Origin of the sequence: Lyngbya sp. CCY1209 (assembly GCF_035615495.1) — a bacterium.
Taxonomy (GTDB): Bacteria; Cyanobacteriota; Cyanobacteriia; order Cyanobacteriales; family Microcoleaceae; genus Limnospira.
The window spans coordinates 1-10,828 of sequence record NZ_JAJENU010000241.1; the positions used below are offsets into that span (position 1 = coordinate 1).

16 protein-coding genes and 1 tRNA gene are annotated in these 10,828 nt (G+C 55.4%); 12 read left to right on the top strand and 5 right to left on the bottom strand.

Translation table 11 applies throughout. From position 1 onward, the window contains the following. Window positions 1-301: 301 nt before the first annotated feature. Together LKE08_RS06250 and LKE08_RS06255 are read right to left on the bottom strand one after the other, a co-directional pair. The gene (locus LKE08_RS06250) at window positions 302-649 is read right to left on the bottom strand and encodes a hypothetical protein (RefSeq protein WP_324703343.1); all 348 of its coding nucleotides are present in this window, start codon (window positions 647-649) and stop codon (window positions 302-304) included. Window positions 650-728: 79 nt separating this feature from the next. Continuing rightward, entirely contained in the window at window positions 729-1,142 is a 414-nt protein-coding gene (locus LKE08_RS06255) for a response regulator (protein ID WP_324703344.1), read from the bottom strand. A 265-nt stretch (window positions 1,143-1,407) separates the two neighbouring features. Between LKE08_RS06255 and LKE08_RS06260 the strand changes: the two genes are divergently transcribed. The 9 genes from LKE08_RS06260 to LKE08_RS06300 all read left to right on the top strand — a co-directional run bounded on the left by LKE08_RS06260 (window position 1,408) and on the right by LKE08_RS06300 (window position 6,931). Next, the gene (locus tag LKE08_RS06260; protein WP_324703345.1) at window positions 1,408-1,638 is read left to right on the top strand and encodes a DNA-directed RNA polymerase subunit omega; all 231 of its coding nucleotides are present in this window, start codon (window positions 1,408-1,410) and stop codon (window positions 1,636-1,638) included. Between the two features lie 14 nt (window positions 1,639-1,652). After that, window positions 1,653-2,300 (top strand): hypothetical protein, encoded by a 648-nt coding sequence (locus LKE08_RS06265; protein WP_324703346.1) that lies wholly within the window; start codon window positions 1,653-1,655, stop codon window positions 2,298-2,300. A 7-nt stretch (window positions 2,301-2,307) separates the two neighbouring features. Next, entirely contained in the window at window positions 2,308-2,673 is a 366-nt protein-coding gene (locus LKE08_RS06270) for a DUF1818 family protein (protein ID WP_324703347.1), read from the top strand. Window positions 2,674-2,707: 34 nt separating this feature from the next. Then, a tRNA-Pro gene (locus tag LKE08_RS06275) sits at window positions 2,708-2,781 on the top strand. Window positions 2,782-3,147: 366 nt separating this feature from the next. Next, complete coding sequence (gene ffh, locus LKE08_RS06280) at window positions 3,148-4,590, top strand: signal recognition particle protein (protein WP_324703348.1); 1,443 nt, start codon at window positions 3,148-3,150, stop codon at window positions 4,588-4,590. A 135-nt stretch (window positions 4,591-4,725) separates the two neighbouring features. Next, on the top strand, window positions 4,726-5,022 hold the full coding sequence (gene rpsP, locus LKE08_RS06285; protein WP_324703349.1) for a 30S ribosomal protein S16: 297 nt from the start codon (window positions 4,726-4,728) through the stop codon (window positions 5,020-5,022). Between the two features lie 13 nt (window positions 5,023-5,035). Further along, window positions 5,036-5,374, top strand: a complete 339-nt coding sequence (locus LKE08_RS06290; RefSeq protein WP_375341401.1) for a KH domain-containing protein — start codon at window positions 5,036-5,038, stop codon at window positions 5,372-5,374. A 149-nt stretch (window positions 5,375-5,523) separates the two neighbouring features. Beyond that, window positions 5,524-6,477, top strand: coding sequence for a PhoH family protein (locus LKE08_RS06295; protein WP_324703351.1), 954 nt, complete (start codon window positions 5,524-5,526; stop codon window positions 6,475-6,477). A gap of 49 nt (window positions 6,478-6,526) precedes the next feature. Then, the gene (locus LKE08_RS06300; RefSeq protein ID WP_324703352.1) at window positions 6,527-6,931 is read left to right on the top strand and encodes a ChuX/HutX family heme-like substrate-binding protein; all 405 of its coding nucleotides are present in this window, start codon (window positions 6,527-6,529) and stop codon (window positions 6,929-6,931) included. 331 nt (window positions 6,932-7,262) lie between these two features. On the opposite strand, the gene LKE08_RS06305 is transcribed toward LKE08_RS06300, so the two are convergent. Further along, window positions 7,263-7,730, bottom strand: a complete 468-nt coding sequence (locus LKE08_RS06305; RefSeq protein WP_324703353.1) for a hypothetical protein — start codon at window positions 7,728-7,730, stop codon at window positions 7,263-7,265. 376 nt (window positions 7,731-8,106) lie between these two features. Between LKE08_RS06305 and LKE08_RS06310 the strand changes: the two genes are divergently transcribed. Beyond that, complete coding sequence (locus tag LKE08_RS06310; protein WP_324703354.1) at window positions 8,107-8,673, top strand: SRPBCC family protein; 567 nt, start codon at window positions 8,107-8,109, stop codon at window positions 8,671-8,673. A 181-nt stretch (window positions 8,674-8,854) separates the two neighbouring features. Here LKE08_RS06310 and LKE08_RS06315 read toward each other — a convergent pair whose 3' ends face one another. Next, a complete protein-coding gene (locus tag LKE08_RS06315; protein ID WP_324703355.1) occupies window positions 8,855-10,201 on the bottom strand; it encodes a hypothetical protein in 1,347 nt (448 codons plus the stop codon). A gap of 135 nt (window positions 10,202-10,336) precedes the next feature. On the opposite strand from LKE08_RS06315, the gene LKE08_RS06320 reads away from it, so the two are divergent. Together LKE08_RS06320 and LKE08_RS06325 are read left to right on the top strand one after the other, a co-directional pair. After that, window positions 10,337-10,531, top strand: a complete 195-nt coding sequence (locus tag LKE08_RS06320; RefSeq protein WP_324703356.1) for a hypothetical protein — start codon at window positions 10,337-10,339, stop codon at window positions 10,529-10,531. 60 nt (window positions 10,532-10,591) lie between these two features. Further along, on the top strand, window positions 10,592-10,738 hold the full coding sequence (locus LKE08_RS06325) for a hypothetical protein (RefSeq protein WP_324703357.1): 147 nt from the start codon (window positions 10,592-10,594) through the stop codon (window positions 10,736-10,738). Here the strand turns inward: LKE08_RS06325 and LKE08_RS29245 are convergent. Further along, the gene (locus tag LKE08_RS29245; RefSeq protein ID WP_375341402.1) at window positions 10,722-10,784 is read right to left on the bottom strand and encodes a hypothetical protein; all 63 of its coding nucleotides are present in this window, start codon (window positions 10,782-10,784) and stop codon (window positions 10,722-10,724) included. The two genes, LKE08_RS06325 and LKE08_RS29245, sit on opposite strands and share 17 nt — an antisense overlap. Between the last annotated feature and the right edge of the window lie 44 nt (window positions 10,785-10,828).

The window sequence follows — 10,828 nt, forward strand, 5'->3', positions numbered from 1 at the left end:
AAACCCTGATGTCGAGGGAATTTCCCCTCCCTACACCCTACACCCTACACCCTACACCCCCTCTAGCAGCGCTATAACAGCGAAAATCATATTCAGATGATTGGGAAGTTACGGCACTTTTCAAGTTGATGAGGTATGCCGGTTGACTCGAAGTCCCCATCCCCCCCTACCCCCCCTTTGTCAGGGGGGAGATCAGGGGGGATAATGGGGGATCGAACCGTATCGCAGCAGACAGACAACTGCTATAGTGTAGCCAAATAACCGGATTTGATATCAAATCTCACTTTTCACTTTTCACTTTTCATTTCCGACTCCCGAGTCCCTCATTCCGAGAGGGCCGATCGCCGGCCCCCATTTTTTCCGCAGATAAGCGGACGAAACTGGGGTTATTCATCACCGCTCTCCGAAATTCTTCTAACAGTTCCAATAATGTCGAGAGGGGGGTGTTGGGGTTTTGTGCCACCAGATTGCGGGTGGCGATATCCTCGCTGCGGCCGAGTTTTTTCAGCAGTTCGCCGGGGGCGTTGGGGTTGTTGGCGACGAGCCGCCCCAAGTCCGTACTTTTGTGGGCGATCGCTTCCAGGCGGGCGGGGGGGGTTCTGGGATTTGCCGCTTCTTTTTGTAAGGTCAATCGGTCGGAAATACTCATGTTCGCCGAAACATAAAATAATAGATGCTTGTTCTGTTTAAAAAAGTCTCCTCACCGGCGATCGCCTCGCCCCCGTCCGTCAGATTTTTACCGACGCTTCGGCGGGAAGTTTCGCTTTGATCTGTTCGACAAAGGCTTTGTGATCGGTGATGGGTTTGGGGATGTAACCGTCCGCACCACTTTGGGCGAGAAAATACTCGCGATCGCGATCGCCGCCCTGGGCCGTCACCAAAATAATGGGCAGATCGGCCGTTTTGGGATTTGCTTTCAACATTTGCGTGATTTTGAGGCCATCGATCGCCTTTCCCTCGTAATAGCTGTTGGCGAGGTAGATATCCATCAAAATCAGGTCGGCCTCTTTCGCTGTCGCCATTTGCAGCACCGTTTCCACGTCTTCGGTGTGATGAGCCGCCATTCCACCTTTTCGGGTCAAAATTCGTTCAAATACCTTCCAATTGATGGGATTATCTTCGACGACGAGAACGGTTTTCATGATCCCTGCCCTCCTTTGGGAAATTCCAGTGACTCCATCTCCACTGATACTATCTAGTGTCCCCAATTTATGCAGATTCGTCGATGGGAATAAGTTCAGGAGTTGGGGAGTTCGCCGGCGAAATGCGATCGCCCCCAAGGGCAAAAGGGTGAAAAAGTTCAGGTCGAGAATAAGGGTGTGGGGGGTGGGGTGTGGGGATTCGATACCTCACGATGGGTTAGAATGGAAAGATGATATCGACAAATCAGGCGGAGTTTCACCTTATATGCAGAAGCGTTCCAATATCGACTCCACGGAAATGACCCGGCGGGCGGCAGATTTGGTCAGTGCCGCATCCAACCGTTACAAAATTACCGTTCAGGTCGCCAAACGAGCCAAACAGTGCCGCTACGAAGACTTCGACAATATGGACGAAAATTTGATGAAACCGGTGCTGCGGGCGATCGTGGAGATGTCCGACGAGTTGACCCAGCCGGAAATTATTGTCGATCGCTAAATGATTTCGTTGCCATGAGACGGCCAAATTTTCGACGACAATGGCGACAAAATCGACTCGTTATCCTGGGGATGGCGAGTCTGTTGGTATGGGGGGCGATCGCGGGGACGGCTCCCACTCCGGGACGGGCCGAATTGTTTCCCGAGTCCCCCCAAACCCGGGTCGCCCAACAGATTCCCCTGCGGGTGAGAGATGTCTGGAAACAGGTTTACGAGCGTTTACCAGACCTCCCCGAGGAAAATAATTACGTTTCCGCAGATACCGGGGAACTCGCCGCAGACAACACCCTGATCGATCGCCTGATCCGCTATCATCTCTACGTCCAAAGCCGTCCCCCCCAATTTCGGTTCGACTGGAAATTGACCCTGGCGGACTATCTGGGGGCGAACGAGTTGATGAGAGAGGAACAGTACCCCAGCGCGACCTCGCTGCGGGACAATCCGATGCAGGGCGACCGGGAGGCGATCCGGACCCTGAGCCGGGAGGAACGGAACGCCCTGGTTGACGTTCTGGTGAGTATTTTTAACCCCGAAGCGGCTCGGGCTCAATCCGACCCGGAACCGCCTCGCTCCGAACCTCCCCCGCCGGACTCTTCGGACGATTCGGACGCCCCCTTTCCCCCCCTTCCCGAGGCGGGGGACGCAGAATTGTTGCTGCCTTAATTGGAACATGGAGAAAATTCTCAAAACCGGAGTGGGTTGGCGGTTGGGGTGGAATCCCCAGGCGCCCGAGTACCGGGGATTGGTGGGCGGCGACGGGTGGGCGATCGAATTGACGGAAGCCGAGTTGGAGGATTTTTGTCGCCTGTCCGGACAACTCGCGGACGCCGTGGCGTCCATGGCGGCGGAGTTGATGGACGAGGAGCGGATCGCCTGCGAAGCCGAAAGCGATCGCCTGTGGATGCAGGTGGAGGGCTACCCCCACGCCTACAGCCTGCAATTGATCCTCAACGGCGGGCGTCGCTGCGAGGGAAGCTGGCCCCCAGAGGCGGTTCCGGAACTTTTGGCGGCGATCAAAATTTTGGGGGTTTACTAATTTTGAATTTTGGTGTTATACTAGCAAAGCACGTCGGGGCGTAGCGCAGCTTGGTAGCGCACCACTTTGGGGTAGTGGGGGTCGTGGGTTCAAATCCCGCCGCTCCGATTTTTGTTAAACCCTTATCTAGCAATGATTACAGCGCTTTATTCAAGTGCTGTAACGGCTACCGCTACCCAAAATCTACCCACTTCCCTTATCTAGCACAGGTCAATACACGGTAGGAATGCTCTCTAGCGCTTGACGCACCATATGGGCTTTCTCAACAGCTTTGATGACACTCGGGGGAGTTGTCTTCACTCCACAAGGCTTGGGGTGGCGCGCTCCACTGGAAATCGGTCGTTTCTGGGGGCCAGATTGGTTGAGCCCGAAATTGAGAACCCGTCGGGCGATCGCGATCGCGCAATGGTGTCGGATTTCAGATTCGACTATGATATAAAACATTGCCCAACTGCCGAGCGATAAATCTGTACCATGTTCGATGCCCTAGCTGAACGTCTGGAGTCCACCTGGAAGAAACTCCGGGGCCAAGACAAAATCACCGAATCCAACATTCAAGACGCCCTCAAAGAGGTCCGCCGCGCCCTGCTGGAGGCCGATGTCAACCTCCAGGTGGTGAAAGAATTTGTCAAGGAAGTCGGCGTTCAAGCCCAGGGAGCCCAGGTCGTCTCCGGCGTGAAACCGGGGGAGCAGTTCGTCAAGATCGTCCACGACGAGTTGGTCAAGGTGATGGGGGAGAGCAACGTCCCCCTCGCCCGAGCCGAGGAAGCCCCGACGGTCGTACTGATGGCGGGTTTGCAGGGGACGGGTAAAACCACCGCTTCGGCGAAGTTGGCCCTGCATTTGAAAAAACAGAATCGCACCGCCTTGTTGGTGGCGACCGACGTCTATCGTCCGGCGGCCATCGACCAGTTGATCACCCTCGGGAAACAGATCGATGTCCCGGTGTTTGAACTCGGGGCGGACGCGGACCCGGTGGAAATTGCCCGCCGGGGGATCGAACACGGCAAGGCCCAGGGGATCGATACGGTGATCGTGGATACGGCGGGGCGATTGCAAATTGACCAAAACATGATGGCGGAACTGGCTCAAATCAAAGAGACGGTTGAGCCCCACGAAACCCTGTTGGTGGTGGACGCCATGACCGGTCAGGAGGCGGCGACCCTGACCCGGACCTTCAACGACCAAATCGGCATCACCGGGGCGATTCTGACCAAACTGGACGGGGACAGCCGCGGGGGTGCGGCCCTGTCGATCCGGCGCATTTCCGGCGCCCCGATCAAGTTCGTTGGGGTGGGGGAAAAGGTGGAGGCTCTGCAACCGTTCTTCCCCGATCGCATGGCGTCGAGAATTTTGGGGATGGGGGACATCCTGACGCTGGTGGAAAAGGCCCAGGAAGAGTTCGACATCGCCGACGCCGAGAAAATGCAGGAGAAGATCCTGGAGGCGAAATTCGACTTCACGGACTTCCTGAAGCAGACCCGGATGATGAAAAATATGGGGTCTTTGGGGGGGTTGATGAAGCTGATTCCGGGGATGAACAAGATTTCCCAGGATCAGTTGGAGCACGGGGAAGCGCAACTGAAGCGATCGGAAGCGATGATCAATTCCATGACCGTCCAGGAGCGCAAAAATCCCGAATTGCTCTCCAATTCCCCCTCGCGGCGCAAGCGGGTCGCCCGGGGGGCGGGCTACGCCGAACAGGACGTGATGCGCCTGGTGAAGGATTTTCAGCGGATGCGAACCTTGATGCAGCAGATGGGTCAGGGCCGGTTTCCGGGGATGGGCGGAATGCCGGGGATGGGCGGAATGCCGGGGATGGGCGGAATGCCGCCGGCGGGGTTCCGGGGGTATCCCGGCGGGGGTGGCAAAAAGAAGAAGAAAGCCAAAAAGAAGAAAGGTTTCGGGCAGCTTTAGAGGGTCGAGCCGGGTCGAGTCCGGCGGGAAAAATGTTAGAATTTTAGATTCCAGCACTTCGATGCTGGTGCCAGTCACTCTGTCCCAGACTGAAAAAATAGCGTACAATCCATAAGGAGAGTCCATTAGCTCAAGATGATCAAACTGAGATTAAAGCGGTACGGTAAAAAGCGAGAAGCGAGCTATCGAATTGTCGCGATGAACAGCCTGTCTCGTCGCGAAGGTCGCCCCCTGGAAGAACTGGGTTTTTACAATCCCAGAACGGATGAAACTCGATTGGATGTCCCCGGCATTGTTCGACGCCTTCAGCAAGGGGCCCAGCCAACTCGAACTGTGCGTAACATCCTGCAAAAAGCCAATGTCTTTGAACAACTCAAATCCGGAGTCTCCACCGAATCCACCAGCACCGCAGAACCCGCCAGCCAATCCTGATTATGCCCAGTTGGTGCGGTTCCTGATCGGACCGTTTTTGGAGTCCCCAGAAGCGCTGCGGGTCGATTGCGAGCGATCGTCCGCCCAGCGGAAAGTTTGGATTCGACTCGCCTTCGAGGCGGAGGATAAGGGCCGGGTTTACGGCCGCTGGGGACACAACATCCAAGCCATTCGCACCGTGTTATCCACGATCGCCGGGGTGGCCGGAGAGTCCGTCTATTTGGATATTTACGAAGATTCTCCCCCCCAAAGTCGCCCGAGGGCAGCCGCGAATCGGCCGTCGCCCAAACGTCCGACCCGAAGTCGCCGCTCATCTCCCCCCCGGAGGTTGGTGCGTCGGGACGGCCAGTAAACTTGTATGGAAGGCGGCGATCGCTTGCCGCTTTCCCGAGTTTTTTTGTCTGGCCGGGGGCATCATCGATCGCCAGATGTCGGTCGAAATTGAAGTGGATGCGATCGTCCCCGCACCCCCACAGGAAACACCCAATCAAACCCAATTGAATGACTGAGCGATTCACGATTCAGTTACCCAGCATCGAAAGTGCGATCGCCCTCGCCGGCTATCAAGAAGACAACCTGAAAACCCTATCGAAACAAACCGGCGCCCAGGTCGTCCTGCGGGGCCAAGATGTCATGCTCAGTGGGACGGCCAAACAGGTGGAACTGTGCCGGACCCTGATCGAATCCCTCAAAGAATTTTGGAAAGATGGCAAAACCATCACCGGGCCCGACATCCTCACCGCCCGCCACGCCATCAACACCCACCAAGAAGAGAAACTGCAAGAGCTCCAGCAAGATATCCTCGCCAAAACCCGCCGGGGCCAGGAGGTGCGGGCGAAAACCTTCCGCCAGCGCCAGTACATCCAGGCGATCCGCACCCACGACCTGACCTTTTGCATCGGTCCGGCGGGGACGGGAAAGACCTACCTCGCCGCCATCCTCGCCCTGCAAGCCCTCCTCGCCGACGAGTACGAACGCCTGATCCTCACCCGTCCGGCGGTGGAGGCGGGGGAACGCCTCGGGTTCCTCCCCGGCGACTTGCAGCAGAAGGTCAACCCCTACCTGCGCCCCCTCTACGATGCCATCTACGAATTGATCGACCCTGAAAAGGCCAGCAATTTGATGGAACGGGGCGTCATCGAAGTCGCACCCATCGCCTACATGAGGGGACGCACCCTCAACAACTCCTTCGTCATCCTCGACGAAGCCCAAAACACCACCCCGGCCCAGATGAAGATGGTCCTGACCCGCCTGGGATACCGATCGCGCATGGTCGTGACCGGGGACATCACCCAGACCGACCTCCCCCTCCACCAATCCTCCGGGCTCACCGTCGCCCTCAAAATCCTCCAAAATATCGAGGGGATCGCCTTCTGCGAATTTTCCCAGGCGGACGTGGTGCGAAATCCCCTAGTCCAGCGCATCGTCGCCGCCTACGAACGCCATGAAAAATGAGGGAGTCTGGGTGGTAAAATTCCAGTGGAAAAATCGATAAATTGACAAAATGGCAACTTTAAAAGAATTTTTGGAAGCGTGCGAAAAATTGGGGACGTTGCGTCTGATCGTCACCAGCAGCGCGGCGGTTCTGGAAGTGAAAGGCAAAATTTCCAAACTATTTTATGCAGAATTGCCCAAGGGGAAATATGCCAATATGCACGCCGATCTGTTTGAATTTCACCTGAATATGGATGGAATTAAAACGGTTAAATTTGAAACGGGAGAAGCGAAGCGGGGAAATTTCACGACCTATGCGATTCGCTTCGTCGATGGGGAAGATTCCGTCGCTTTGAGTGCATTCCTGCAGTGGGGGAAACCCGGAGAATACGAGCCCGGACAGGTGGAAGCCTGGGAAGAATTGCGACAAAACTACGGCGAGGTTTGGGAACCGACTCCGGTTGAGTCTGTCTGATATCAAGTTGGATATCGAGACCGCTTGGGAATCAATTCCGGAGGGCGCAAGCCAGGGACCCCTACCCGCTTAAATCATCGGTCGATGATTGGGGAGGTTGAGGAGGGGATAACCGGATTTGATAGGAGACGAGTTCTCCTTTCCAAAAAAAACTCCCCGTCCCTCACGCGGGGCGGGGTTTTATGGATTAGGGAGCATCCACATTCATCTATCTACACATTCCTATCTTAGCAAGGGAAATGGAAAATGAAAACTGTTGAATTTACGGGCGATCGCCATCAGAGCAAAGGGCAGATTCCGTAGAAATACGGTTCGATTAGTTTGCCAAACGCTATTTGCTATCTTTTTTGGTGCGAAAACCTGGCCCCCAAATAAACCACAAAATGAGGACAATCAAAACCACAAAAACCCGTTCGGAATCCATGTTCATCGCCTGCCTATCCATCAAGGTCGCCGGCGGTTCGATGATGGGAGGTTTGAGATCGGGATTTCGATAATAGTCCCGGTAGGTGATGACCGGCCGTAGGGTGTAGTCCCTCTCGATGGGACGATGATCATCTCGGACGGGGTGAGGTTCATGGAAGTCCGGTTCCGGATGGTATCGCGTTTGGGGTCGGGGATGGACGGGATATTGCCGGCATTCGTCGGTGGGGGGGGTCCGCTTGTGGGGGACCCGCTTGTGGGGAATCGGATTGGGATTGTCGGGGAAACCGTCGGCGGAGGCGGGGCCGACAAAGATGAGATTAGCCGCGATCGCGATCGCGGAACCGGCAGTTGTCAGAACTCGAAATAGTTTCATACCTGTTGACTCCTCACCACGGGACACCGACGGCGCCATTATAGCAGTTTTCAATCTCATCAGGTAGATAACAATCGGCCACCATTTTTCAATGGTATCGGCCCCAACCTCCAATTTTGGGGGCTGTGATTGGCCGGCGCGGGGATTAAATGGTCGCGAATCAATTCACACGGCTGTAGAGAGTCAGTCCCACAAATCCTTCGCCATATCCCAAGTTTTCTCCCATCTCTTTTCTCCCACATTTTGCACCGTCGAATTTTCCGTTTCCCAGATAACGGTTTTGGACTGACTTTTTTGCTAGAATCATGAAAACCCATGAAAATTGAGTTGAGAGCCGATGCCGTCTAATTTTGATTTCCCCAATAAGCGTCATTTTGTGACCATTTTACTGGTCGCATTGAGTTTAAATTTTACCCTCTTTAAAGGACGAGTTGCGGACTCGAAACCAGCCGCTGATTCCGGGCAGGCGCGACAAGTTTCGGGGGCATTTTTAACCGGAGAAAATGGCCGATATACCGGGGAAATTTTGGTCAATACCTCTGCCGATACCGCCTGGAAAGTTTTGACGGATTACGAGAACTTTCCCCGATTCATGCCCACCGTTATCGACAGTCAACTGTTGACAACACAAGGCAATCAAAAGGTTTTTGAATTGGTGTACCAAATCCGGGCGATCATCGTCGATAAAAGGATCAGAGTTCGGATCGCCAATGTCGAAACCTACCCTCAACAAATAGCCTTCAAGCTAGTGGAAGGAGATTTGCGATCGCTGCAGGGAACCTGGACCATTCAACCCATTTCCTCCAGACAAGTCAGGATTCAACACCAAGTCGCCGTCGATCCCGGTTCAACTCCCAGCAGGGCTATATTTTATAATATCTATGAAAGTAGCTTAAAAAATACCCTGGAAGCGATCAAAAAAGAGGCTGAAGGCCGCAATTAAGATCGCCTTTTTGGGTGTTTTTATCGATGCAGTCTTGCCCAATTTTCAATCAATTTCGGAGGGCTGCATCCCACCCAACTGCAATTCGCCATCCTTACCTTTTGAGAACCCTGCGCGGTTGTTTCGATTCCCAATTTACCCTGTTGGATACAACCGGTCTGCTCGAATTACACGGCGGGGGTCAAAATTCGATCTTTTCCTCCACCGCAGATGTCGAGAACCTCGGCAACTGAATCGCCGAAAGAGACTGCAACTTCCGGCGACGCTGGGGGTAAATCAACGGTGCCGGCCAATTGGCCTCCCGTTCCTCCCGTTCTCCCTCGGAATCGACCCCGCCCCCGACGGCATCCTCAGTTTCGGGGGGAGAGGCCGCATATTCCAGGCGAATGCGGTCCAGTTCCTCTTCCACAAATCTCGGTCGCGGCCATTCTTCCACCGGCGGCTCCTCCGGGAAAGTCTCGGCGACCGGGGGAGCGATCGCCCCCGACTCCCCTTCCTCGGCCGTTGCGGCCGTTGCTGCGGGTGGGCTTTCGGAGTCCACAATTTTCTCCCTCCCAGAGGACGTTTGATTCTCCTCCCCGGGCGTTTCCTCGGATCTTGCCCCCTCCTCCGACCCCTCGTCGGGGTGATGGGACAGTTGCCAAGACCAAGGTTGGACCGGCGACGCTTTGGAGAGTTTCAGGGTCGGGGGATGGAGGACAAAAGATGCCGGAGGTTGCGGTTCCGCCGGAGTTGCCGAGCCTTCCGCCTCCGCAGTTGGGGAGGGGGATGTCGTCCGCTGCGAGTCCCCATAGGGGGAGTGCGACTGCATTTCCAAAGCTCGCTCCAGGGCCGCCTTGAATTGCAGGGTGTGGCGCTGCTGGCGGTACAGGCGCGATCGCAATTCCTGGCAGGTATTTTGAGTCCGAATCAATTCGTGGCACTGTTCATTGTAGCGCTGTTGGGCGGCGGCGCACTCTCGCTCCATCTGCGCCATCCGAGTTTGGCTGGTATCCCACTGGTGGGTGAGGTTTTCCACCAAAACCTGCTGTTGCTCAATGACGCGGTTGGCGACCTCCAGCTTTCGGAACAGCCGAGTCACCTGTTCCCGGGCGAAACCCATTTCCCGGCCTTGTCGGTCGATCTGGGCGTCCTGTTCTTGCAAGCGTCTGTGACAGCCTTCGAGTTCTTCCTCGAGTTCCGCGATGCGATCGATCAGGTCGCGGTTGCAGGTGTGGAGGGCTTGAATGAGGGGGGTCTGGGAATTGTCCGCCGTTGCTTCCGTCGCTTCCCCCGCCGTCCGGGGGTCGGGTTCCGGAGTCGGGGAGGACCCATCGTCCGAGTCTGTCACCACCGGCAATTGGTCGATCGCGATCGCGTTGGGAAAATTGACCGTCTCCCAATCATCATCCCAAGGGTCGGACACTTGCGGGAGCCGGACGGCTTCCCGAGGTCGGGCGATATCAGGTGTTTCCTCTGACGGCTCGGCGCGACGTTCTGGAATCGGTTCGGATGGGGACTGATTCGGAGGAAGACCGGCTTCAGACATGGATAGATCCAGACAGTTACAGAAATCTCGATCTTAGTGTACACCAGTTGGAGCATCTGGATTGATAAGTCAGGGTTATCGGCACAAAAAACCCGGCGATCGCACCAATCACCGGGATTCATATTTCAGACTTTGATGTTGCCCTTTCCTGAAGCCGAGAATCTGATTAAGATTGTCATATTTTTTGACATCGACGCGATCGCTTCGGACGAGGCGCGGCAGGGTTCCCACAGATTTCCCGAGTCGGTTTGTACCGCCGAAGTTTTTCGCCGTAGGTTTCGCGATCGCCAGGTTCCCGGGGACTTCGGAGGATCTCCAATTCGGGATTGACAGCGTTTCGACGGCCCGACAACATCAATGTGTTCAAACAATAAAGAATTGATACGGGAAATGATAAATCAAGAGATTTTTTCCGGCACTCCCAACCGTCAAAATACCGCGATTTCGGAAAAGAGTTTGCAGCCCGTACAACTGACCATTCCCGGTTTGTCCGTGCGATCGCCCCGGACGACTCCTTCCGTCAGTCAAACAGGCTGAGAACGAGCGATCGCGCCATTTCCTCGATCAAAAATAATCCCGCCACGGAATTTCCCGCCGCGTCCAGGGGGGGAGAATAACAGGCGATCG

Bases quoted from the DNA above. Each gene is read 5' to 3' on its own strand.
- LKE08_RS06250 (WP_324703343.1), bottom strand. From the start codon at position 649: ATGAGTATTTCCGACCGATTGACCTTACAAAAAGAAGCGGCAAATCCC.
- LKE08_RS06255 (WP_324703344.1), bottom strand. From the start codon at position 1,142: ATGAAAACCGTTCTCGTCGTCGAAGATAATCCCATCAATTGGAAGGTA.
- LKE08_RS06260 (WP_324703345.1), top strand. From the start codon at position 1,408: ATGCAGAAGCGTTCCAATATCGACTCCACGGAAATGACCCGGCGGGCG.
- LKE08_RS06265 (WP_324703346.1), top strand. From the start codon at position 1,653: ATGAGACGGCCAAATTTTCGACGACAATGGCGACAAAATCGACTCGTT.
- LKE08_RS06270 (WP_324703347.1), top strand. From the start codon at position 2,308: ATGGAGAAAATTCTCAAAACCGGAGTGGGTTGGCGGTTGGGGTGGAAT.
- ffh (WP_324703348.1), top strand. From the start codon at position 3,148: ATGTTCGATGCCCTAGCTGAACGTCTGGAGTCCACCTGGAAGAAACTC.
- rpsP (WP_324703349.1), top strand. From the start codon at position 4,726: ATGATCAAACTGAGATTAAAGCGGTACGGTAAAAAGCGAGAAGCGAGC.
- LKE08_RS06295 (WP_324703351.1), top strand. From the start codon at position 5,524: ATGACTGAGCGATTCACGATTCAGTTACCCAGCATCGAAAGTGCGATC.
- LKE08_RS06300 (WP_324703352.1), top strand. From the start codon at position 6,527: ATGGCAACTTTAAAAGAATTTTTGGAAGCGTGCGAAAAATTGGGGACG.
- LKE08_RS06305 (WP_324703353.1), bottom strand. From the start codon at position 7,730: ATGAAACTATTTCGAGTTCTGACAACTGCCGGTTCCGCGATCGCGATC.
- LKE08_RS06315 (WP_324703355.1), bottom strand. From the start codon at position 10,201: ATGTCTGAAGCCGGTCTTCCTCCGAATCAGTCCCCATCCGAACCGATT.
- LKE08_RS06320 (WP_324703356.1), top strand. From the start codon at position 10,337: ATGTTGCCCTTTCCTGAAGCCGAGAATCTGATTAAGATTGTCATATTT.
- LKE08_RS06325 (WP_324703357.1), top strand. From the start codon at position 10,592: ATGATAAATCAAGAGATTTTTTCCGGCACTCCCAACCGTCAAAATACC.